This window comes from Actinoplanes sp. OR16 (assembly GCF_004001265.1).
Classification (GTDB): domain Bacteria; phylum Actinomycetota; class Actinomycetes; order Mycobacteriales; family Micromonosporaceae; genus Actinoplanes.
The window spans coordinates 7,800,216-7,821,165 of the sequence record NZ_AP019371.1 but is presented as its reverse complement, the minus strand read 5'-3'; the positions used below and the strand labels follow the sequence as shown (position 1 = coordinate 7,821,165).

The following is a 20,950-nucleotide window of genomic DNA, read 5'->3' as shown; positions in this document are numbered from 1 at the left end:
AAGGAGGCGTCATGACCACAATCGGCACGCGGGCGCCGGCGGGGGTTTTCACGGGGGCGGTGGCTTGGCAGCGCACCGGTGTGGTCGGGACCGAACTCGTGGTGGCCGGGTCTGAGAAGGTGAGCGGGACGGCTGTGGTCGTCGGCGAGGAGCCTTATGCGCTCGACTGGCGGGCCGGGATCGAGGACGGCGGGCGCGTGGTCGACCTCGACGTGACCTGCAGAAGTGCCTGCTGGACCCGTACCCTCGCCATGAGCCGCACCGGTGGCGATTGGGTGACCCACCCCGATCTCGACCCGGAGGCGGTCGTGGTGGTCGACGGGTCGCCGATCTTCCTGAGCTGGGTGGCGCGCGGGCTCGGCGCCGAACCCGTGCGGATCCCGACGATCAAAATCGGCGTGCCGTCGCTGGTGATCTCGGCGACCACGGTGACGTACCACTTGATCAGCGAGAGCCGGCTGCGGGTGACCGGCGACGGGCCGGCCGTGACGTATGAGCTGGATCGGTCAGGGATGGTCAGTGCGCGGGCCGGGCAGTTCCGCCGGGTCGGCGTGAACCTACGATGATCGGGTGCCCCGCGTCTCCGAAGCCCACCTCGCCGCCCGCCGCCAGCAGATCCTCGACGCCGCCGTGCGGTGCTTCCTCCGCAAGGGCTTCCACCAGTCGTCGATGCAGGACGTGATCAAAGAGGCCGGGCTGTCGGTCGGCGCGTTCTACCGCTACTTCAAGAGCAAGAACGAGCTGATCACGGCGATCGCCGGTGCGAAGGTCGGCGAGGTCACGTCGGTCCTCGACGGGGTGCTGGTCGCCGAGCCGATCCCCCCGGTCCCGGAGATCTTGGAGCGCGTGCTCGAACTCATCGACCACTCGATCGATCACGACGGGCCGGTGCGGATCGCCGTGCAGGTCTGGGGTGAGGCCGTCCACGATCCCGAGGTGGGCGCGATGGTCGCGGAGATCTACGGCCGGGTGCGAGCGAAAGCGGTCGACATCGCTGCGCGGGCGCAGGCGGGGGGACAGTTGCACGCGGACGCTGATCCGGTCGGGGTGGGAGTGGCCCTTTTCGGGCTCATCCAGGGGTACATCCTGCAGCGGATCCTGGTCGGCCAGATCGACCGGGCGCAGTACGTGAACGGCGTCCGCGCGCTGGTCGCCGGCTGAGGGCAGCGACGCGGCCGCCGTCTCGGCTGCGGTCAGCTACTCGGCTGGGGTCAGCTGCTCAGCCGCCGTCACGGCTGGGGTCAGCTGCTCAGCCGGCGGATCGCCGCGGTCAGGCCCGGCTCGTCCAGCTCGGTCTCCGTAGTCAGCGTGAGCAGCACGATCCCGTCGATCAGCGCGCCGATGTCCCGGCCGGCGGCGATGCCGACATACGGTTCGAGGATCACCGGCAGACCGCGCATCCACACGTCGGCGAGCGGCCGCAGCGCCGCATCCCGGGCCGCGGCGAGGCAGAGCTCGTACTCCAGCCGCACCTGACGGCGGTCGGTGAGGTACTCCTTGACGAGCTGGGTGAGCGCCTCGGCCACGTCCGGAGCGTGCTTGAGCCGCTCCTCCCACTGATTCAAATCGGACTGAAGCGTGGCTACGGCATGGCGCAGACCGGCCGCGATCAGGTCGTCCAGCGTGGGGAAGTAATAGGTCGTGGCGCCCAGCGGCAACCCCGCCTTGGCCGCGACCGCCCGATGCGTCGTCCGGCCGACACCCGCCTCCGCGATCACTTCCATCGTCGCGGCGGCGAGGGCGGCTCTGCGCGCCTCCGGGTCCCGCGTGCGGCGCCCGGTCAATGCGCCGTCCCATTGATGTTCAGCATCACGACTCCGGCAATGATCAGCGAAATTGCGGCCACTTTAACCGTAGTGACCGGTTCGCCGAGGAACACCGCGCCGATCGCCACGATCGCCGCCGTCCCGACACCCGACCAGATCGCGTACGCGACCCCCACCGGAATCCCCTTGACGGCCTGTGCGAGCAGCACGAATGACGCTCCGTAGGCGATCAGGCACGCCATCGTCGGCCAGAGGCGCGTGAACCCCTCGGTCGCCTTCATCAGACTCGTGCCGATCAGTTCGGCGGCGATCGCCACGAACAGAAACACGTAGGCCACGGCCCTGCACCCCTCTTGTACGTTTGTACTTGTACGATCGTACAAAAACGAGCGAGGGTCAAGCCAGGCGCTTCGCCGCCGCTTTCCTTCGAGACCTTCCCGGTACGGGCCACCGCTGCGACAAAAGCATCGAATCGGTCTCGCCGGGATCGGGCTGTGATGGCGTGCGCGGGGTGGAGGCTGCGTCGGGCGGCTGTGCTGGTCGGAGGGTGACCATGCACCGGTCGCGATTGTCGCCGGGCGGCCTTGCGTGGCAGGTGGCCGCGCCGGTTCCCGGGGACCTGGTCGGTGCGGTCGGGGGCGGTCGTCGATCCGTACCGTCACATGGTCTTGATCCCTAGGTAGGTCAGCGGGCCCGGACCGGGGACCGGGAGTTCGACGAAGCCGAGGCGGTCGTAGAAGGCTCGGGCCTGGACGTTTTCGGTCAGCATGCCGACGTGTACGCCCGGTGCCGGAACCGTGGACAGGAACCGTTCGATGAGGCGGCGGCCGTGGCCCCGGCGCTGGTACGGCGGCAGCAGATCGATGTGCAGGTGCGCGGGATAGCCGTCGAGGCCCGGCACGAGCATCCGCTCCGGGTCGTAGTGCAGCGCGTGCATCTCCTGCTCAGGCGTGCGCGGCGGCCGGGGCGGAACCGGGTACCGATCGGCGAGGCGCGGCATCCACTCAGCCCGATACCGCCGGACGAATCCAGCCGTGTCAGCCGTGCCGACCACATAGCCGACAACCCGGCCGCTGATGCCGCCGTCGCCGGCTTGCCGAGCTCGGGAAGGACCGCTGGTGCCGCCTCCGCCGCCTTGCCGGGCTCGGGAAGGACCGCTGCCGTCGGTGGTCCGGTCCGGGCCGCGGTGATCGCCGCCGTCGGTGGTCCGGTCCGAGCCGCGGTGATCGCCGCCGTCGGTGGTCCGGTCCGAGCAGCCGTGATCGCCGCCCTCGGCAGTCCGGTCCGAGCCGCCGTCGGTGGTCCGCTCAGCGCCGCCGTCGACGTCGCTCTCGGCCGGGTCGGCGTCGGCGGTCAGGACGTAGGCGAGGGCCGGCTCCAGGTGGACGTAAGGGGCGGCGAACAAATCGCCCATCAAAGCGTCGGTGGAGTAATGGCCTCGGGCGTCACCTCCCGCCGCTGCTGTGCGGACGCAGATGTCGTAGAGGTCTGGCAGGTCACTGGGGCGGTACGGGCGGATCTCCGGCACGGCTGGACCCTATGACGTGGAACCGCTTCCACCGCAAGCTGCCGATCGTCATGCGCCTCCCGTGAGTGCCGGGGCCGGGCCGCCGCCGCAGGTGGCGCGGAAGATCGGCCGGCTGGGGAACAGGCGACCCGGTGAGGGGGCGCCGAGCGCGGCCCGGACCGCCGAGACGGCGATCAACTCGACCGGGTGGGTGGCCGTCGAGAGGCCCGGATGGATCGCCTCGGCAAGGGGACTGTCGTCGAAACCGGTCACGGCCAGGTCGTCGGGGACGCGGATGCCGGCTGCGGACAGGGCCTGCAGGACACCGACCGCCGTGGCGTCGCTGACGGTGGCGATCGCATCCGTGCCGGGCCAGCGGCGGAGGATCTCACGGGTCGCCGCGCGGCCTCGGGCGCTGGTGAAGTCGCCGTGCACGACCCGGAGGGGCGAACCCGTCTCGCGCAGGAAGGTCGCATAGGCGGCGAGAGGCGCACGGGAGGCCGCCAGCCAGCGCGGGCCGGCGATCAGGGCGATGCGGCGGCGACCGTTTCGATGGAGGTGCCGCAGCAGAGCACCGATCCCCGCGGCGCTGTCGACGTCGCTGCCGCCCGCGCCGATCGTGGCCGTGCGGGAGCGCAGGGCGGCGGGCAGGCGATCCATCAGCGCGCGGTCGTGACCGGCCAGGACCAGCGCGGCGACGCTGCGGTCGGTGGCCAGCCGGTCGAGCTCGGCGGCCGCGTCGAGGGGCAGGCGCAGAAGAGCGGTGCCGAGACCCTCCGGCTCGGTGGCGGCGGCCATCGCGGCGGCGGCGCGGGTGACGAACGGGTCGCGCAGGATGTCGGGGCGCGCGTCGCGGACCGCGAAGACGATGCGCGTGCCGGACCGGCGGGCGAGCCGGCGGGCGACCGGGTGCGGCACGTAACCCAGCTCGGCCGCCGCCTGGCGGACCGCGTCGCGGCTGGCCGGGGAGGACGGGCCCCGGCCGGAGAGCACTCGTGACGCGGTGGCGGCCGAGACGCCGGCGCGGCGAGCCACGTCGGCGAGGCCCGGGTTCGTTGTCATGCCCCGCATCATGCCCCGGGGGTACGACAACTTTCCGGCGCCCCGCTTTTTGTCGGGGGGCCGGTCTACTGTGTGGGGCATGACGACATTGACCGATCGGCCGAACACCGCACTACTGGTCATCGACGTGCAGAAAGGGGTGGTCGCCGGCGCCCCGCGGCGGGACGAGGTGATCGCGAACATCAATACGCTGCTGGAGAGAGCACGCGCCGAGGACGTGCCGGTGATCTGGGTGCAGCACTCCGACGGCGACGGGCTGGCGAAGGGCAGCGAGGACTGGGAGTTCGTTCCGGAGTTGAAGCGCAACGACGCCGAGCCGCTCGTGCACAAGATCTACGGCGACTCGTTCGAGGCCACCGAGCTGGAGGAGCTGCTGGCCGCGCGCAAGGTCGGCCGCCTGGTCGTCACCGGGGCGCAGAGCGACGCGTGCATCCGGTCGACGATCCACGGCGGGTTCGTCCGGGGCTACGACGTCACGCTGGTCTCCGACGCGCACACGACCGAGGACCTGACGCAGTGGGGCGCGCCCGCTCCCGAGCAGGTGATCGCGCACACCAACCTCTACTGGCAGTGGCAGAGCGCGCCGGGCCGCACCGGCGGGACCGAAGAGACGGCCAAGGTCACCTTCGGTGGATGATGGGAGGTATGAGCACCGACAACCTGTGGCTTCAGAAGATCGCTGAGAATCCGGGTCACTCCCAGTGGTACATCGACCGTTTCCGGGAGATGGCCGCCCGCGGCGACGATCTCGGCGGCGAGGCCCGCATGATCGACGCCATGGTGCCTCGGGGCGCCCGCATCCTGGACGCCGGGTGCGGCACGGGCCGCGTGGGTGGTCGGCTCGCGCGCAGCGGACACCAGGTCGTCGGTGTGGACCTCGATCCGGCGCTGATCGAGGAGGCGGAACGGGACTTCCCGGGCGCGCGGTGGCAGGTGGGCGACCTGTCGGAGCTGACGCTGGGGGAGACGTTCGACGTGGTGGTGTGCCCGGGCAACGTGATGACGTTCGCGGGTCCGAGCAGCCGGGGGACGATCCTGCGGCGGTTCCGGGAGCACCTCGGCGACGGCGGGCGGGTCGTGGTCGGGTTCGGTGCGGGACGGGGGTATGAGTTCGACGAGTTCCTGAAGGACGCGGCGAGCGCTGGACTGGAGCAGGACCTGCTGCTGAGCACGTGGGATCTGCGGCCGTTCGTGCCGGGGGCCGACTTCCTGGTGGCGGTGTTCCGGGCCGGTGCGGCAGCCTGACCTTCGGGCCACCGCACCAGCGGGGTTCGGGCTAAGTGAGCAGGCGGAAGAGGGTCAGCCACTGCTCGGGCCACACCTCGCCCACCGGGCGGTCCGGGGTGAGGCGGCAGGCGCGGAACGCCGCTGAGGTCCGGCGCCGGCCGTGGTCGCGGGAGAGGGTGGCGTGCAGCGAGCCGCCCACTCCGGTGAAGCCGCGCTCGACCAGGCGGCGGTAACGGTGCCGCCGTTCCGGTGGGATCAGCGGGGCCGGGCGGCGGTCCAGCACCAGGACGCCGCCGTCGACGCGGGGAACCGGGCGGAAGGCGGCTGCCGGTACGCGGGCGGCGAGGCTCCAGGTGAAGTCCGGCCAGGTCAGGATCGTGAGCCGGGTCCAGCGGCCGTAGTCGCCGGTCCGCTTGCGGGCGTACTCCCACTGGGTCAGCAGGGTGGCGCGCCTCAAGGCCGGCGCCCGCAGGCACCAGTCGATCACGGGGGAGGTCAGGCCGTACGGGATGTTGCCGGCCACCGTGAAGTCCTCCGCCGGCGGGGTCGCGGCCAGGAAGTCGTCGGTGCGCACGGTCAGGCGGGGATGTGCCGGCAGGGTGGCTACCAGGGCGGGATCGATTTCGTACGCGATCACGCGCCGGCTGCGACGCAGAAGCTCAGTGGTCAGCCGGCCGCGTCCGGCGCCGACCTCGTAGGCGGGAATATCCGGATCTATCGTGGCGAGGTCTGCCAGGCGGCGGGCGGTCGCCGGGTCGGCCAGGAAGTTCTGCCCGTAGGCGCGGCGGGCACGGGCGTGCTCTCGCCGGAGTGGTTGTGGCGCCATTGCTTCGTCCTGTCTGCCGCATCGGGCGGCGACTGCGGACGGGCGTCATCGCGGCCCGTCCGGATGGGAGGAGGACTGGGCCCTGGCGGATCACGGATGATCAGGTCGGCGTCAGGCCAGGGCGGGACGCCCGGCGCGCAGACGGATCGCGTGCAGCGGTCCTCGCGCGGGCGTCAGCGCCGCGGCGAGAAGAGCATGCGTCATGGTCATGGCGAAAACCGTAGTCAGGATCCGGCCGCGGAAGCATCCGATTTTCGGCACTCCAAGATCCGCGGGGGTGTCGGGGCGCGACTATTCCAAGATCCCGGGGGTGTGGCGCGCGACCATTCCAAGATCCCGGAGGGTGTGGCGCGCGACCATTCCAAGATCCCTCGTGGGGGCGGAGGGCGGGGGGGCGGGACGGCCGGGGGAGAGAAGGAAGCAGCCCGGCCGGAGGGGGTCCGGCCGGGCTGGGGGTGGGGCGGGTCTTCTCAGATCAGCCAGCGGTTCCGCTGGACCAGGGGCAGCTTTGCCCACAGGCGACCCAGGCCCCAGGTGTGGCCGGCGTATGTCAGGGCCAGGACGGCCGCCGCCAGCGCGTAGATCACGTGGTAGTCGACGATCGGGTTGCTGGAGCCGGCGGCCAGGGGCCATTCGGCCACCCACATGAAGGCCATCATGAGACCGGTGGCGACGGCGCCGATGCGGAGGCCGATGCCGGCGATGAGGGCGACGCCGATGCCGAGTAGGCCGAGCATGAACAGCCAGTCGACGACCGGGTTGCCGGCCATGCTGTGGAAGGTGTCGACGAACGGGCCGGTCTCGAGCGAGCCGAGGAAACCCTTCGTCGGCGAGCCGCCGTTGATCCAGGCGCGGGCGGACGGGGTGGCGTAGCCGAAGCCGAAGGTCTTGTCGAGGAACGCCCAGAGGAAGACGAACCCGGTGGCGATCCGGAGGACGGCCAGCGCACGAGCGGCGGTGTGGGTCAACATGGAGCCCGGCGCCTCGACGCTCTCGAGGTGGGCGACGTTCTCGCGGCCGATGGTGGCCATCTGGTCCTCCCTAGGACGTTGTCTTCACCTACGACTATTCGCCTGTGGAGGGCCGGGCGCCGGTGCCGTAGGGACCCGGTTCCCGGGACCAAAGTCCTATGAGGCATCGATGGTCATTGAGCGGATGTGAACGTTGCATAGGTGATCTCGCGCCATCTGAACTGAGTCGGGTCGCTGACAGAACGTCAATAGCCTGGTCACAGCGTGTTTGAAGGCGAAACTTCACCCGGTCGTCTCGTCATCAACCGGGGTTGTAGCGAAGATGTCACCCAGGGGGTGGTTGTGATGATGGTTCTCTTCGTGGCGGTGGTGGGCTTGATCCTCGCAGCGGTGCTCGCCCTCTGGCCGCTCTCGAAAGGCACGCCGACCGACGGCACGCCCGCCGGCGGCACGCCGTTCGACGACACGCCGACCGGCGGCACGAGGGCAGAGAACTGGCGGGCAGAGAACTGGCGGGCAGAGGACGACGAGCCGCGACCCCGGCGCTTCCGCGGATCCGCACGGGTCAGACCGGGCGGTCAGGGGCACGCCGAGCCGACGGCCACCCCGACCACGCTCGAAGGCATCCTCGCCGGCCAGCTGCTGAGCGGCGAGATCTCGCAGCGGCAATACCTGCGGGCGCTGGAGAGCCTGGCGGCCCGTGACGAGGAGCGCCACCCGATGATCATGCGCTGGGACGACCGGCCCGGAGCATGGTCGTAGACATCACCCCCGGAACCGCCGGAAAGTCGATCATCACCGGGTAGAAACACAGGTGACGACTCAAGGGGGACCGATGGCGGAGATCGTACTGATCAGACATGGTCAGACGGAATGGAGCGCGAACGGGCGCCACACCTCGTACACGGATCTGGAATTGACCGCAGAGGGTGAGAGGCAGGCACGTGCCGTCGCCGGACGCCTGGCCGGCCGCTCCTTCGCCGCCGTGCTGTCGAGCCCGCGCAAACGGGCGCTGCGGACCGCTGAGCTGGCGGGGCTGACCGTGACCGAGGTGACCGAGGACCTCGCCGAGTGGAACTACGGCGAGTACGAAGGCATCACCACGAAGCAGATCCACGAGACGCGCCCGGACTGGTCGCTCTGGACCGACGGCGGACCGGGTGGCGAGTCCCCGGAGGAGATCGGGACGAGAATCGATCGTGTCCTGGCGAAGGCCCGCGAATTCGACGGCGACGTCGCCCTGGTCGCCCACGGGCACGCCCTCCGAGTCGTCGGCGCCCGCTGGATCGGGCTTCCGCCGAGCGCCGGGGGCCTGCTGAAGCTGGACACCGGGACGCTGTCCGCCCTCGGTTTCGAGCACGGCGTCGACCCGGTCCTGAATTACTGGAACGCCTGACATCCAACGCACAGCCGCGGCACATGGTGGCCCACAGGCACGGGGCCAATCGTGGTCTTACACGAGGGACCCACTGAGGGGATGACCACCATGCTCACGCAGCTCAACCCAGATTCCGCGCCCGCGCCGGCGCCGCACCCGGTCGTCGCCGTGCTCGGGCAGCGGAGCCGGGTGGCGAGTCTTCCGCAGCACCTCCCGCACGGCTGGTCGATGCGCCTCGCGACCGGCCTGGCGGACCTCCGGCCCGAGGAGCTGGTGGTGCTCAGCGGCGCCACCGTCCACGACGTGCGGGCGGCGCGGGCGGTGCTGCCCCCGGAGACCCGGCTGATCGCCCTGATCGACGACTGGGCCGCGGCGGAGCTGGTCTCCGGGGTGCTGACGGCCGGGGCGGACGTGTGCGTGCGCGGCGGCCACCCGGCGATCCTGGCCGGCCACCTGGTCGCGGTCCGGCGCCGGCAGCTGGTCGAGCGCTGGGACCACATCGAAGCCACACTATGAGGAGCCCGCGGGCCACCGGACGCTCCAAGATCCACAGGGCTACGAACCCGAGTTGAGCATCCGCGCCATCTCCGTCCGCGACCTCACCCCCAGCCTGGCGAACACGTTGCGCAGGTGATGGTCGACGGTCCGCGGGCTCAGATGCAGCTCCTGCGCGACCTCCCGGTTGGTGGCGCCACCGGCCACCAGCACCGCGATCCGCTCCTGCTGCGCGGTCAGCTCCAGGCCGTCCAGCGCGGGACCGGGCAGGTCGACCCGTTCCCCGGCGGCCCGCAGCTCCCGCATGCTCTGCGCCGCCCACGGTTCCGCGTCCATCACCCGGAACGTCTCGGCGGCCCGGCGCAGGTGCGTGCGTGCCTCCACGTGACGGCGCCGGCGGCGCAGGAACCGGCCGTAGAGCAGCTCGGTGTGCGCCCGCGGGAACCCCGCCTCCCCGGTGTGCCGCAGCGCCGCGCCGAAGTGCGCCGACGCCTCCTCGGCGTCGGTGGCCCGCAGCGCCCGGCACCGGTCGCGGAGCGCCAGCCAGGCGGGCTGGCCGGTACGACCGGCCCAGCGGTCGAAACTCACCGCGACCGAGTCCAGGCCGAGGGAGAACGACGACGAGGCCTCCAGCAGGTGCGGTACCACCGCCACCTGCAGCAGCGCCGAACCGTACCCGGGCGGCGCGGTCACCACCCGGGCGAGCCGTTCGGCGGCGGGCAGGGCACGGCCGTCGACCAGGTCGATCAGGGCGAGGGACCATTCGCAGAGGGCGCGGGACGGCCCTGAGCCGGCCGCCTCGATCCGGGCCAGGGCGGTCTCCCGGTCGCCGACCAGCGCGGCGAGCACCGCCAGGATCGCGGTGTGCACGGCGGCCAGGATGGGCTGGCCGGTGGCGCGTGCCAGGGCGGCGCCGTCGAGGGCGGCGGTGTTCGCGGCCGCGTACTCACCGGTCGCCAGCGCGGCCGTCGCGGCCATCTCCAGCGCCTGCGGGATCAGCACCGTCGAGCCCTGTTCCCGGGCCAGCACGGCGGACCTCCCGGCGATGGCGGCGGCCCGGCGCGAGTCGCCGACCAGCACCCCGGACGTCGCGGCCTGCAGCAGCCGGCGTGGTTCGGTGACCCGGTCGGCGAGGTCGACGGCCCGCCGTAACCGGGCGAACGCGGCAGGCTCGTCCCCGTCGGCCATGCACGCGAGCCCGGCGACATGATGGAACGCGAGAGCCACGGCCGGCGGCTCGTCCCCGCGCTGACCGGCGATCACCCGGCGTGCGAGCCCGGCGTACCTGCCCTGCTCACCGGGACGGGCCGCGGCCTCTCCGGCGAGCGCTAGCGCGTCCAGGGCGGTGGTGGTGTCGGTGTCGGCGAGTTCGGCGGCCACGTCGAGGAGCAGCTCGCGAGCGCCGGGACGGCCGTCCGGCAGGCCCATCTCGGCGGTCAGCCCGCGGGCGCGTACCCGGGCGTTCCCGGCGGCGGGCGGCACCCGGCGCAGCAGCATCCCGGCATCGTGCGGCCGCCCGGCCAGCCACGCCGACGTAGCGGCCTCGACCAGCATCGACCCTTGATCGGCCGGGTCGGGCAGGAGTCCGGCGGCGCAGCGGCGGGCTTCGGCGGCGGCTCCCGGCTCGGCGGTCCGCGCCGCCTGCGTCAATTCCCGCGCGAGCGGGGCGTCGGTCCCGGTGGTCGCGGCGGCGCGATGCATCAGCGACGCCAGCCTCTCGCCCCGGGCGGCGAGGACCGCGGCGAGCGCGAGGTGGGCGTTCCGGCGGCTGCTCAGAGCCATTTCCATGTACGAGGCGCCGCGCACGAGCGGAGACACGAAACAGACCGCGTCCCCTTCCACAGTCACCAGACCGGCACGTTCGGCGTGAGCGAGAGCCTCGAGTCCCGCCTCGTCGCCGCCACCGAATCCTCCAAGATCGCGGAGGGAGGGCGGGGCGGAGAGGCCGGAGGGGGAGAGGCCGGAGGGGGAGAGGCCGGAGGGGGAGACGCCGGAGGGGGAGAGGCCGGAGGGGGAGAGGGCAGAGGGGGAGAGGCCGGAGGGAGAGAGGCCGGAGGGGGAGAGGGCGGACGGCGCGGAGGAGAGGGTGTGCGCGGCCAGCACGGCGGAGAGGGGTGCTGAGGGCTGGGCGGCGGCCAGCAGGAGCAGGTCGCGGGTCGGAGCGGGGAGGGCGTCGAGTTCGGCGCGATATCGGTGGCGCAGCCGGCTGGACGGGGGCAGGCAGGAGGGGAGCGGGGCGTAACCGCGGCGCTGCTCCGGGGACAGGGAACCGGCCAGGTCCAGAAGGGCTGCGGGATTGCCGCCGACCAGGGTGAAGACCGCCTCGGCCACCTCGCGGGCCAGGTCGGGGGCGTGCGCGGCCAGCAGGCTCCGGGCCTCGTCGGCGGACAGCGGCTCCAGCGCGTGCGCCGGCAGGCCGTCGGGGACGGCGCCGGGCGGGGTCGTCGCCAGCAGGGCGAGGTGCGGGGTCCGGCGAGCGGCGAACAGCAGTGCCTGCCAGGAGGGCTCGTCGAGCAGGTGGGCGTCGTCGATCAGGCAGATCACCGGCGTCGGAGGCCCGGACGGGTGTGCTTCCGGCGTACCCAGAAGGCTTGTCAGGGAAAGCCCCAGCTCCCACCGCCCCACCTGGGGTGACGTGCCGCTCAGGACGCGCATCAGCGCTTCACGCTGCGCGGGCTCGAGGCAGGCGATCCGGTCGCGCACGGGGGTGATCAGGCGTTGGAGGCCCGCGTACGGAACCCCGAGCTCGCCGGTGTGCCCGGGCGTACGGAGGACCGTCCAGGACGGCAGCGCGGCGGACACCGAGCTGATCAGGGTGGTTCGTCCCGCCCCGGGCGGGCCGGTCACGACCAGGATGCCGCTCCGGCCCTGCGAAGCCTCGGTGAGGAGGCAGCGGACCGGCGCCGGAAGTTTCTGCACTGACGGTGCATCAAACATGCGGCGAGTGTTCCGCGTCGGAGCCGAGAGCGAAAGGGGCGTTTCGGTTGATGAAATTTCCGGAAGATTGCGGGCTGATGACAACGCCGGTGATTTCGCCGATGCCTGAGCGCCGGCGACCTGCCAACACTGACGCTCGTCGATCCCGATCCCCCTGTTAAGGAGACTCGACGTGAAGTCAACCGTTCCCGGCCGGGCAGCCCGGTTCATGGTCGCCACGGCGGCCGCCCTCGCCCTCGCCACCGGCCTCGGCGCCACCGCCGCCCAGGCCGCCAACCCGTACGAGCGGGGACCCGACCCGACACTGGCCGCGCTGCAGGCCTCCCGCGGCCCCTACGCGGTCTCCCAGACGTCCGTCTCCCGGCTCGCGGTCTCCGGATTCGGCGGCGGCGAGATCTATTACCCGACCACCACGGCGGACGGCACGTTCGGCGCGATCGCGATCTCGCCGGGCTTCACCGCGTACTGGTCGAGCATCTCCTGGCTCGGCCCGCGCCTGGCCTCGCACGGTTTCGTGGTCATCGGTATCGAGACGCTGACCACCGCCGACCAGCCGGCCTCGCGCGGCAACCAGTTGCTCGCGGCCCTCGACTACCTGACCCGGTCCAGCTCGGTGCGCAGCCGCGTCGACGCCAGCCGGCTCGCGGTGGCCGGGCACTCGATGGGCGGCGGCGGCAGCCTGGAGGCGGCCAGCTCCCGGCCGTCGCTCCAGGCCGCGGTCCCGCTGGCGCCGTGGAACACCGACAAGACCTGGTCCGAGCTGCGCGTGCCGACCCTGATCGTCGGTGGCGAGTCGGACGCGATCGCGCCGGTCGCCTCGCACTCGATCCCGTTCTACAACAGCATCCCGGCGTCGGCGGAGAAGGCGTACCTGGAGCTCAACAACGCCAGCCACTTCTTCCCGCAGTCCGTCGACACCTGGACCGCCGTGCAGGCGACCTCCTGGCTCAAGCGCTTCGTCGACGACGACACCCGCTACAGCCAGTTCATCTGCCCGGGGCCGAGCAGCCTGCTGCAGATCTCGGACTACCGCAGCAGCTGCCCGGTCTGATCATCGGGTGACGACGCGGGGCCGGCGGTCAGCGACCGCCGGCCCCGCACGCGACCGTGCCGGCGCCGCCACGACGGGGGGCAGCGCGACGCCGGCACGGGGGTTTCTACGAAGCCGGCTTGAGCACCTTGCAGGTCTCCACGGCCTTCTTCACCGTCGCGTCCGACTCGTCCAGGTCGGCGGTGTCGGTGACGCCGTTCTCCTTGAGGCAGTTCGTGTACGCCGCGTCCGCGCCGTTGCCCTGACCGTTGCCGTTGCCCCGGCCGGCACCCATGCTGGGACGCAGCGAGGCACACGCCGACTGGGCCTTCTCCCAGGTCGCGTCGTCGACGCCCTCGGGCTGCTGGAACATGCCGCCGCCACCGGGGAAGCCGCCGCCACCACGCTGGCCGGCGCTGCCGGACGGGCGGGGCTGGCCGGACGGGAGGCCGGCGCCGTCGGGGAAGCCCGCGCCACCGGAGGGACGCACGCCGTCGGGAGCGCCGGACGGGCGGGTTCCGCCGTTGCCCATGCCACCGCCGGGGCCGCCGGACGGCATCGTGATCGTCACGCCGTTCTCGTTGAGGCAGCTGACGTACGACGCGAACGCGCTGGTGCCGCCGCCCTGCTCGCTGCTCGTGCCGCTGGTGCTGCTGTCGTCCGAGCCGCCACCGCAGGCCGCCGTGAACAGCACGGCTACGGAGGCCACGAGCAGAGCGCCTGCGCGCAGGCGCGTCTTCGAACTGACTACCGGCACGTTGATCTCCTGTCGAAGCGGGGAAGGTCGGCTCAGAGGAAAACGCCCCCACCTGTGTGTGAGGTCGGCGGACCCTAGGAATTACGTAAGAGCGGCCGGGCGGGCTCCGAGCGAACTCCGAGGCAGGATCCAGCCGGCGGCGAGAACGGGTCGCCAGACTCTGCGGCCATGGGTGTTGCACTGGCCGGTCGCCGGCGATTGATCTGGCTCCTCGTGGCGGCCGTCGTGCTCGCGTTGATCGCCTTCGGCGTGGTGCGTGCGCTGACGGCCGGCGCCGCGGACGAGGAGACGAAAGCGGCCGAGACGGCCACCGTGGACAAGGGTGCGGTGACCACCGAGGTCGCCACGACCGGCACGTTGCAGGCGGCGCAGACCCGCAGCCTGTCGTTCTCGGTCGACGGCACGGTGGAGACCGTCAAGGTGCGGGCCGGCTCCACGGTCACCGCGGGACAGGTCCTCGCCACCGTCGACGACACGGACGCCGCCGAAGCGGTCGACGACGCCGAGGACGCGCTCGACGAGGCGCAGGACCAGCTCGACGACGCCGAGGAGAAGGCCTCCTCCAGCACGTCGGCGACGGAGACGACGACCGGTTGCGATGTGGCCGCCGCGTACACGACCACGACCGCGACCACGACGTCGCCGGCCGCGTCGGCGTCGCCCACGCCGTCGGCGACCGCCTCTCCCACCGCCTCGGCGACGGCCACGGCTCCGGCGTCGCCGTCGTCGACCCGTACCTCCAAGGCGGCGACGTCTCCCACCACCAGAGCCCCCGCCGGAGGCAGCGGCGGGACCACCGGAGGATCCTGCGGCAGTACCGGCGGCAGCACCGGCGGCGGTCAGCAAGGCGGTAGCGGCACCGACGCGATCCTCAGCGCGCAGCAGCGGGTCAACAAGGCCGAGGTGACCCTGGAGGAGGCCGAGGAGGCGCTGGAGGGCGCGACCATCACCGCGCCGATCGCCGGCAAGATCCTCACGGTCAGCGGCAAGGTGGGCAGCCAGGTCGGCTCGGGCTCGGCGTTCATCACCCTGGCCGACGTGTACGACATGCAGATCAGCGCCGACTTCCCGGAGGCCGACGCCGATCACCTCGAGGTGCGGCAGAGCGCCGTGATCACCCTCGCCGACCGGCCCGGCGAAGACTTCGAGGCCACCGTCGTGCAGGTCGACCCGGTCGGGACCAGCGACGGCACGCTGACCCGGTTCGGCGTGGTGCTCTCCTTCGACGACGCCCCGGAGGAGCTGCTCGTCGGGCAGAGCGCCAACGTGAAGGTCACCACCGGCAGCAAGGAGGACGTGCTGCGGGTGCCGTCCACGGCGGTGCACGACGTGAGCGGCTCGACCGGGACGGTCTCCAAGGACGGCGTCGCGACCGCGGTGAAGCTCGGCCTGCGCGGCGATCAGTACACCGAGATCACCTCGGGTCTGAGCGAAGGCGATGTCGTCGCCAAATCATGGTGAGTTCATAGCTGGCTCAAAGACTCCGTTGGTACCAATTCTCCGTGCTTTCCGAGACCCGTAGCCCCGTGCAAGTCAGCGACGCCGCGGCGCGCCCCGCCCGCCTCCTCGTCGTCGACGACGAGCCGAACATCTCCGCGCTGCTCAGCGCGACCCTCCGGCTCGTCGCCTTCGACGTCCGCGTCGCCGACTCCGGGCACGGCGCCCTGGTCGCGGTGCAGGAGTTCGAACCGGATCTGATCGTCCTCGACGTGATGCTCCCGGACGTGGACGGGTTCGAGGTGGCCCGGCGGCTGCGCGCCGCCGGCCATCGGGTGCCCGTCCTGTTCCTCACCGCCCGTGACGCGGTCGAGGACCGGATCCTCGGTCTGTCGGCCGGCGCCGACGACTACGTGACCAAGCCGTTCAGCCTCGAGGAGGTCGTGCTACGCATCCGCGCGATCCTGCGACGCAGCCAGCCGGAGGAGCCGGTTCCGGAAACGGGCGTGCTGCGCTACGCGGACCTGGAATTGGACGAGCACGCCCACGAGGTACGGCGGGCGGGCCGGCTGATCGAGCTGTCCCCGACGGAGTTCAACCTGCTCCGCTATCTGATGATCAACGCCGGTCGGGTGGTGAGCAAGGCACAGATCCTGGACCGGGTGTGGAAGTACGACTTCGGCGGCGACGGGCGGATCGTGGAGTCCTACGTCTACTACCTGCGCCGGAAGATCGACCGGACGGATCCGCCGCTGATCCACACCGTGCGGGGCGTCGGGTACGCACTTCGCCTGCCGCGCGAAGAATGATTGCCGTCAGTCCGTTCCCGGGTGGCGGGCGGGGTGGGCGGATGGGAGTGAGGCACTGGACGCTGCGGTCGCGTCTCGTCCTTTTCGTCGCACTGTTATCGGCTATCGGGCTGCTCGTCGCCAACGCCGCCGGGGTGCTGCTGATCCGCAGCTATCTCCAAGATCGCATCGACGAGCAGCTGATCGGTATAAGCCGCCCGATGTCGGAGATATCCGTGGGTTTCGTCCCGCGCGCCGGTGGGCGGTTCCGGATCGGCGCGGACCAGGTCAACTACTTCTATCAGGCCGACGGCAGCCTGGATGACACCCGCAGCTCCACTCCCGGCGACGATCGTCCGGCAGTGGAGTCGCTGACGCGGGTGGCGGCCCGGGTCGGTAAGCCCTACACGGTCGCCGCCGCCGAGGGCGCCGACTGGCGGATGATCGCCGTCGAGGTCGGTGACACCGGCGCGTACGCGGTGATCGGCACGTCGCTCAGCGAGGTCGAGCAGACCACCGAACGCCTGCTGAGCATCGACGCCGGCGTGATGCTGCTCGTGCTCAGCCTGCTCGGGGCCGGCGCCGCCTTCGTCGTCCGGCTCGGCCTGCGGCCGCTTACCGAGATGGAGTCGGTGGCCGCCGACATCTCCGGCGGCAGCCTCTCCGGCCGGGTGCCCGACCCCGACCCGCACACCGAGCCGGGACGCCTCGGCCTCGCGCTCAACGCCATGCTCACCCGGATCGAGGCGGAGGTCGACGCGCGGACCGGCTCCGAGCAGCGGCTGCGCCAGTTCGTCGCGGACGCCTCCCACGAGCTGCGCACGCCGCTCACCTCGATCCGCGGGTTCGCCGAGCTGTACCGCCGGGGCGGCGCGCCACCGGGTCCGGCGCTGGACGAGACGATGGCCCGGATCGAGGGCGAGGCCGGCCGGATGGGCGTGCTCGTCGAGGACCTGCTGATGCTGGCCCGGCTCGACCGCAAACGAACCCTGGAGATCCGCCGCGTCGATCTGCTGGAGATCGCCGCGGACGCGATCCGGGACGGTCACGCGCGGGCGCCCGATCGGTCGATCGTGCTGGCCGACACGTTCGAGCCGGCCATGGTGCTCGGGGACGACCACGGGTTGCGGCAGGTGGCGACGAACCTGGTCGCGAACGCGCTGAACCACACGCCGCCGGGGACGACGGTGACCGTGCGAGTCGGATATTTCTCGTCATCGATCGACATCGCAGCCGTGCGTTCCGGCCCGGTCACCCTCAGTCATGGCGCGGTGCTCGAAGTCAGCGACGACGGCCCGGGCATCCCGGACGAACACGCCCCGCGTGTCTTCGAGCGTCTCTACCGCGCCGACTCCAGCCGTTCCCGCAGCAAGGGCGGCGGTTCCGGGCTCGGCCTGGCCATCGTCGCGGCGATCGTCCACGGTCACGGCGGCTGGGTGGAACTGGTCCGGCCGGAGAAGGGCGGCGCCTGCTTCCGCGTGCTTCTCCCGGCTGTCAGTGACTCCGTGTAGAGGTTCCGAGCTATCTCCCAGGTTCCGCCGAAGCTCCTCCTAGCCCGACCACCGAGAGTTTGCAGCCATGAAGGTACGCTCGAGCCTCCCCGCGGCGGAAAACCAATGAAAAATCGCGCTTTAAGCCGCCACCCGTCCATGGTGGTCAACGCCGTGATCGGCGTCGCGCTCGTCGCCGGAGCATTCACGGTGTACGAGACGTTCTCCTCTTCCGATGACGGGACGGCCGCCGTGGCCTCCGAGCGAACGGTCTCCGTCCAGCAGGGAACGGTCACCAAGACCGCCACCGCGGACGGCACCCTCGAGAGCGCCAGCACGGCGAGCGCGAGCTTCGAGACCAGCGGCACCGTCACCGCGATCAGCGTGAAGGTCGGTGACAAGGTCAAGAAGGGTCAGGTCCTCGCCAAGGTCGACCCGTCCGCCGCGCAGCGGACCCTGGACGCCGCCGAGGCGGACCTGGACGCCGCGCAGGACGCGCTGGACCGGGCCGAGGACGCCGGCTCGGACACCTCCGACGCGGAGAACCAGGTCGACGCGGCCGAGCTCGCCGTGGACGAGGCCGAGGCCGGCGTGGAGGGCGCGGTGCTGAAGGCGCCGATGGCCGGCACGGTGACGGCGGTGAACGGAACCCTGGGAAGCTCGTCGGGAGGGTCTTCCTCCTCCTCGGGCGGCGGTCAGTCGTCAGGGGGGTCCTCGTCGTCGACGAGCAGCAGCAGCTCCGGGTTCGTCGAGATCGCCGACCTGTCCAAGATGCAGGTCAGCGCCGCCTTCGCCGAGGCCGACGCGACGAGCCTCAAGGAGAAGCAGGTCGCCACGGTGACCTGGAACGCCCTGAGCGGCGTCGAGCAGAGCGCCAAGGTCACCGCGATCGACCCCTCGGCGACGACCGCGAACAGCGTCGTCACCTACGGTGTCTCGCTCACCCTCGACAAGGTCCCGACCGGCGCGAAGGTCGGCCAGACCGTCTCGGTCTCGGTCACCACGGGCTCGGTGGAGAACGCGGTCTACGTCAACCCGGCCGCCCTCACGACCGTCGGCAACCGGCACTCGGTCACCGTCGTGGCGAACGGCGTACAGGAGACCCGCTCGGTGGAGATCGGCCTGGAGGGCGACTCGGCCACCGAGATCAAGTCCGGCCTGACCGCGGGGGAGCAGGTGGTCGTGAAGACGACGTCCTCCTCCACCAGCGGCACCGGCAGCCAGCAGGGCGGGTTCCCGGGCGGCGGCGCCGGCTTCGGCGGTGGCGGCGGCAACTTCGGTGGTGGCGGCGCGCCGGCCGGCGGTGGCGGCCGATGAGCAAGCCGGTCATCGAGGTCCGCGACCTCAAGAAGATCTACGGCGAGGGTGAGGCGACGGTGCACGCGCTGCGCGGCGCGTCGCTCACCGTCCAGCGCGGCGACTACGCGGCGATCATGGGCTCCTCCGGCTCCGGCAAGTCGACCCTGATGAACATCCTGGGCTGCCTGGACGTGCCGACGAGTGGCACCTACCTGCTCGACGGCGTCGACGTGAGCCGCCTCTCCGACGCGCAGCTCGCCCTGGCCCGCAACAGGCTCATCGGCTTCATCTTCCAGGCGTTCAACCTGATCCCGCGGACCAGCGCGGTCGCCAATGTGGAACTCCCTCTGGCGTACGCCGGGGTCAAGCCGAAGGAACGCCGCCGCCGCGCGATGGAAGCGCTCGACATCGTCGGTCTGGCCGACCGCGCCGGACACGAGCCGAACCAGCTCTCCGGCGGTCAGCAGCAGCGTGTCGCCGTGGCCCGCGCGCTGGTCACCGAGCCCGCCCTGCTGCTCGCCGACGAGCCCACCGGCAACCTGGACTCGAAGTCCACCGACGACGTGCTGCAGGTGTTCGACGACCTGAGCGCGGCCGGCCGCACCATCGTGATCATCACGCACGAGGACGAGGTCGGCGCCCGGGCCAAGCGGCTGATCCGCCTGGTCGACGGCTCGATCGTGATGGACCGGCGGCAGTCACCTCTTCATCTCCCGCCGATCGGCGCGGCGATGGCGGCGGCCGGGCGGCACCAGGCATGAGCCTTCTCGAAGTCATCAGGTTCTCCCTGCGCGGCCTCTCGGCGAACAAGCTGCGGTCCGCGCTCACCATGCTCGGCATCCTCATCGGTGTCGCCGCGGTGATCCTGCTGGTCGCGGTCGGCAACGGCTCGGCCAAGGCGATCAGCGACCGGATCGAGGCGCTCGGCACCAACACCATCACGGTGATGAGCACCGGGCGCGGCGGGTCCAGCAGCACCTCGCTGACGAAGGAGATGTCCGACGCGCTGGTCGACCCGGAGCTGGCGCCGGACGTCAAGTCGGTGTCCCCGGTGGTCAGCTCGTCGTCGGCGACCATGACGTACGAGGGAACCGACCACTCGGTGGCCACCTTCGTCGGCACGACCCCGAGCTGGTTCGCCGCGTCGAGCACCCCGGTCGGTCGAGGCGCCATGTTCACCGAGGACGACGTCGACCAGGGCCGGCGTGTGGTGGTGATCGGCCAGACCGTCGCCGAGGAGCTGTTCCCCGGCGTCGACCCGATCGACAAGCAGGTCACCGTCGGTGGCGCGCTGTTCACCATCGTGGGTGTGCTGGAGGAGAAGAGCTCCACCGGCTTCCAGGACTCGAACGACACGGCGGTCGCCCCGCTCACCGCGGTGCAGCAGGTGCTGACCGGCTACGGCGCCCTCACCTCGATCATCGTGGAGGCGTCCGACCCGGACAAGGTGGACGCGGCGCAGGACCAGGTCTCCACGATCCTGGACCAGAAGCTGGACGTCTCGGACAGCTCGTCGAGCACGCCGTACCGGATCCAGAACGCGTCCTCGCTGCTGGAGACGCAGACCGAGACGGCCGACACGTTCACCACGCTGCTCGGCGCGGTCGCCGCGATCAGTCTGCTCGTCGGCGGCATCGGCATCACGAACATCATGCTGGTGACGGTCACCGAACGGACCCGGGAGATCGGCATCCGCAAGGCGCTCGGCGCGCCTCGCCGGGTCATCCTGACCCAGTTCCTGATCGAGGCGACGCTGCTCAGCGTGCTCGGCGGCGGCCTCGGCGTGGCCGCCGCGCTGATCGGCAGCCAATTCGAGATCGTCGGAGTCAAACCGGTCATCGTGCCCAGCTCCATCGGGCTGGCCGTGGGCGTCTCCGTCGCGATCGGACTGTTCTTCGGCGGCCTGCCCGCCGCCCGCGCCGCCCGGCTGCGTCCCATCGACGCGCTGCGCTACGAGTGAGGACTCCAAGCTGTGAACCG

Annotated in this window: 22 protein-coding genes; 14 read left to right on the top strand and 8 right to left on the bottom strand. The window is 71.5% G+C overall.

The window, feature by feature from the left end:
* The first annotated feature begins 11 nt into the window (after positions 1-11).
* The gene (locus EP757_RS36065) at positions 12-566 is read left to right on the top strand and encodes a putative glycolipid-binding domain-containing protein (protein WP_160165990.1); all 555 of its coding nucleotides are present in this window, start codon (positions 12-14) and stop codon (positions 564-566) included.
* 4 nt (positions 567-570) lie between these two features.
* Positions 571-1,161, top strand: coding sequence for a TetR/AcrR family transcriptional regulator (locus tag EP757_RS36060; RefSeq protein ID WP_127552840.1), 591 nt, complete (start codon positions 571-573; stop codon positions 1,159-1,161).
* A gap of 80 nt (positions 1,162-1,241) precedes the next feature.
* Here EP757_RS36060 and EP757_RS36055 read toward each other — a convergent pair whose 3' ends face one another.
* The 4 genes from EP757_RS36055 to EP757_RS36035 form a co-directional block, all read right to left on the bottom strand.
* On the bottom strand, positions 1,242-1,784 hold the full coding sequence (locus EP757_RS36055; RefSeq protein WP_127552839.1) for a TetR/AcrR family transcriptional regulator: 543 nt from the start codon (positions 1,782-1,784) through the stop codon (positions 1,242-1,244).
* Positions 1,781-2,095, bottom strand: coding sequence for a multidrug efflux SMR transporter (locus EP757_RS36050; RefSeq protein WP_305031142.1), 315 nt, complete (start codon positions 2,093-2,095; stop codon positions 1,781-1,783). Before EP757_RS36050 ends, EP757_RS36055 begins: the two co-directional genes overlap by 4 nt.
* A gap of 329 nt (positions 2,096-2,424) precedes the next feature.
* Complete coding sequence (locus EP757_RS44265; RefSeq protein ID WP_232050184.1) at positions 2,425-3,294, bottom strand: N-acetyltransferase; 870 nt, start codon at positions 3,292-3,294, stop codon at positions 2,425-2,427.
* A 48-nt stretch (positions 3,295-3,342) separates the two neighbouring features.
* A complete protein-coding gene (locus tag EP757_RS36035; RefSeq protein ID WP_127552837.1) occupies positions 3,343-4,335 on the bottom strand; it encodes a LacI family DNA-binding transcriptional regulator in 993 nt (330 codons plus the stop codon).
* Between the two features lie 79 nt (positions 4,336-4,414).
* Between EP757_RS36035 and EP757_RS36030 the strand changes: the two genes are divergently transcribed.
* Both EP757_RS36030 and EP757_RS36025 read left to right on the top strand, forming a co-directional pair.
* Positions 4,415-4,972: a cysteine hydrolase family protein gene (locus tag EP757_RS36030; RefSeq protein ID WP_127552836.1), complete on the top strand. Its 558-nt coding sequence runs from the start codon at positions 4,415-4,417 to the stop codon at positions 4,970-4,972.
* Between the two features lie 8 nt (positions 4,973-4,980).
* The gene (locus tag EP757_RS36025; RefSeq protein WP_127552835.1) at positions 4,981-5,580 is read left to right on the top strand and encodes a bifunctional 2-polyprenyl-6-hydroxyphenol methylase/3-demethylubiquinol 3-O-methyltransferase UbiG; all 600 of its coding nucleotides are present in this window, start codon (positions 4,981-4,983) and stop codon (positions 5,578-5,580) included.
* A gap of 31 nt (positions 5,581-5,611) precedes the next feature.
* On the opposite strand, the gene erm is transcribed toward EP757_RS36025, so the two are convergent.
* Complete coding sequence (gene erm, locus EP757_RS36020; RefSeq protein WP_127552834.1) at positions 5,612-6,388, bottom strand: ErmE/ErmH/ErmO/ErmR family 23S rRNA (adenine(2058)-N(6))-methyltransferase; 777 nt, start codon at positions 6,386-6,388, stop codon at positions 5,612-5,614.
* A gap of 470 nt (positions 6,389-6,858) precedes the next feature.
* Positions 6,859-7,419 (bottom strand): hypothetical protein, encoded by a 561-nt coding sequence (locus tag EP757_RS36015; protein WP_127552833.1) that lies wholly within the window; start codon positions 7,417-7,419, stop codon positions 6,859-6,861.
* 285 nt (positions 7,420-7,704) lie between these two features.
* Here EP757_RS36015 and EP757_RS36010 point away from each other — a divergent pair, with 285 nt between their 5' ends.
* From EP757_RS36010 to EP757_RS36000, 3 genes are all read left to right on the top strand, one after another.
* Positions 7,705-8,121: a hypothetical protein gene (locus tag EP757_RS36010; RefSeq protein ID WP_127552832.1), complete on the top strand. Its 417-nt coding sequence runs from the start codon at positions 7,705-7,707 to the stop codon at positions 8,119-8,121.
* Between the two features lie 73 nt (positions 8,122-8,194).
* The gene (locus EP757_RS36005) at positions 8,195-8,755 is read left to right on the top strand and encodes a histidine phosphatase family protein (protein WP_127552831.1); all 561 of its coding nucleotides are present in this window, start codon (positions 8,195-8,197) and stop codon (positions 8,753-8,755) included.
* 81 nt (positions 8,756-8,836) lie between these two features.
* Entirely contained in the window at positions 8,837-9,253 is a 417-nt protein-coding gene (locus EP757_RS36000) for a hypothetical protein (RefSeq protein ID WP_127552830.1), read from the top strand.
* Positions 9,254-9,292: 39 nt separating this feature from the next.
* On the opposite strand, the gene EP757_RS35995 is transcribed toward EP757_RS36000, so the two are convergent.
* Positions 9,293-12,169 (bottom strand): LuxR family transcriptional regulator, encoded by a 2,877-nt coding sequence (locus tag EP757_RS35995; protein ID WP_160165989.1) that lies wholly within the window; start codon positions 12,167-12,169, stop codon positions 9,293-9,295.
* A gap of 208 nt (positions 12,170-12,377) precedes the next feature.
* Here EP757_RS35995 and EP757_RS35990 point away from each other — a divergent pair, with 208 nt between their 5' ends.
* Positions 12,378-13,220, top strand: coding sequence for an alpha/beta hydrolase (locus EP757_RS35990; RefSeq protein WP_127554612.1), 843 nt, complete (start codon positions 12,378-12,380; stop codon positions 13,218-13,220).
* Positions 13,221-13,326: 106 nt separating this feature from the next.
* Here the strand turns inward: EP757_RS35990 and EP757_RS35985 are convergent, their stop codons facing one another.
* Positions 13,327-13,956 (bottom strand): hypothetical protein, encoded by a 630-nt coding sequence (locus tag EP757_RS35985; RefSeq protein WP_232050183.1) that lies wholly within the window; start codon positions 13,954-13,956, stop codon positions 13,327-13,329.
* Between the two features lie 168 nt (positions 13,957-14,124).
* Here EP757_RS35985 and EP757_RS35980 point away from each other — a divergent pair, with 168 nt between their 5' ends.
* The 6 genes from EP757_RS35980 (at position 14,125) to EP757_RS35955 (ending at position 20,930) form a co-directional block, all read left to right on the top strand.
* Positions 14,125-15,417: an efflux RND transporter periplasmic adaptor subunit gene (locus tag EP757_RS35980; protein ID WP_127552828.1), complete on the top strand. Its 1,293-nt coding sequence runs from the start codon at positions 14,125-14,127 to the stop codon at positions 15,415-15,417.
* 65 nt (positions 15,418-15,482) lie between these two features.
* Positions 15,483-16,202: a response regulator transcription factor gene (locus tag EP757_RS35975; RefSeq protein WP_127552827.1), complete on the top strand. Its 720-nt coding sequence runs from the start codon at positions 15,483-15,485 to the stop codon at positions 16,200-16,202.
* A 41-nt stretch (positions 16,203-16,243) separates the two neighbouring features.
* Positions 16,244-17,692 (top strand): HAMP domain-containing sensor histidine kinase, encoded by a 1,449-nt coding sequence (locus tag EP757_RS35970; protein ID WP_127552826.1) that lies wholly within the window; start codon positions 16,244-16,246, stop codon positions 17,690-17,692.
* A gap of 138 nt (positions 17,693-17,830) precedes the next feature.
* Positions 17,831-18,988 (top strand): efflux RND transporter periplasmic adaptor subunit, encoded by a 1,158-nt coding sequence (locus tag EP757_RS35965; RefSeq protein WP_232050182.1) that lies wholly within the window; start codon positions 17,831-17,833, stop codon positions 18,986-18,988.
* Positions 18,985-19,731: an ABC transporter ATP-binding protein gene (locus EP757_RS35960; RefSeq protein WP_127552824.1), complete on the top strand. Its 747-nt coding sequence runs from the start codon at positions 18,985-18,987 to the stop codon at positions 19,729-19,731. Before EP757_RS35965 ends, EP757_RS35960 begins: the two co-directional genes overlap by 4 nt.
* Positions 19,728-20,930 carry an ABC transporter permease gene (locus EP757_RS35955; RefSeq protein ID WP_127552823.1) on the top strand — a complete coding sequence of 401 codons (1,203 nt, stop codon included), beginning with the start codon at positions 19,728-19,730 and terminating at the stop codon, positions 20,928-20,930. The genes EP757_RS35960 and EP757_RS35955 overlap by 4 nt, the downstream gene beginning before the upstream one ends.
* The last annotated feature ends 20 nt before the right edge of the window (positions 20,931-20,950 follow it).

Bases quoted from the DNA above. Each gene is read 5' to 3' on its own strand.
- EP757_RS36065 (WP_160165990.1), top strand. From the start codon at position 12: ATGACCACAATCGGCACGCGGGCGCCGGCGGGGGTTTTCACGGGGGCG.
- EP757_RS36035 (WP_127552837.1), bottom strand. From the start codon at position 4,335: ATGACAACGAACCCGGGCCTCGCCGACGTGGCTCGCCGCGCCGGCGTC.
- EP757_RS36030 (WP_127552836.1), top strand. From the start codon at position 4,415: ATGACGACATTGACCGATCGGCCGAACACCGCACTACTGGTCATCGAC.
- EP757_RS36025 (WP_127552835.1), top strand. From the start codon at position 4,981: ATGAGCACCGACAACCTGTGGCTTCAGAAGATCGCTGAGAATCCGGGT.
- erm (WP_127552834.1), bottom strand. From the start codon at position 6,388: ATGGCGCCACAACCACTCCGGCGAGAGCACGCCCGTGCCCGCCGCGCC.
- EP757_RS36015 (WP_127552833.1), bottom strand. From the start codon at position 7,419: ATGGCCACCATCGGCCGCGAGAACGTCGCCCACCTCGAGAGCGTCGAG.
- EP757_RS36010 (WP_127552832.1), top strand. From the start codon at position 7,705: ATGATGGTTCTCTTCGTGGCGGTGGTGGGCTTGATCCTCGCAGCGGTG.
- EP757_RS36005 (WP_127552831.1), top strand. From the start codon at position 8,195: ATGGCGGAGATCGTACTGATCAGACATGGTCAGACGGAATGGAGCGCG.
- EP757_RS36000 (WP_127552830.1), top strand. From the start codon at position 8,837: ATGACCACCATGCTCACGCAGCTCAACCCAGATTCCGCGCCCGCGCCG.
- EP757_RS35995 (WP_160165989.1), bottom strand. From the start codon at position 12,169: ATGTTTGATGCACCGTCAGTGCAGAAACTTCCGGCGCCGGTCCGCTGC.
- EP757_RS35990 (WP_127554612.1), top strand. From the start codon at position 12,378: ATGGTCGCCACGGCGGCCGCCCTCGCCCTCGCCACCGGCCTCGGCGCC.
- EP757_RS35980 (WP_127552828.1), top strand. From the start codon at position 14,125: ATGGGTGTTGCACTGGCCGGTCGCCGGCGATTGATCTGGCTCCTCGTG.
- EP757_RS35970 (WP_127552826.1), top strand. From the start codon at position 16,244: ATGGGAGTGAGGCACTGGACGCTGCGGTCGCGTCTCGTCCTTTTCGTC.
- EP757_RS35965 (WP_232050182.1), top strand. From the start codon at position 17,831: ATGGTGGTCAACGCCGTGATCGGCGTCGCGCTCGTCGCCGGAGCATTC.
- EP757_RS35960 (WP_127552824.1), top strand. From the start codon at position 18,985: ATGAGCAAGCCGGTCATCGAGGTCCGCGACCTCAAGAAGATCTACGGC.
- EP757_RS35955 (WP_127552823.1), top strand. From the start codon at position 19,728: ATGAGCCTTCTCGAAGTCATCAGGTTCTCCCTGCGCGGCCTCTCGGCG.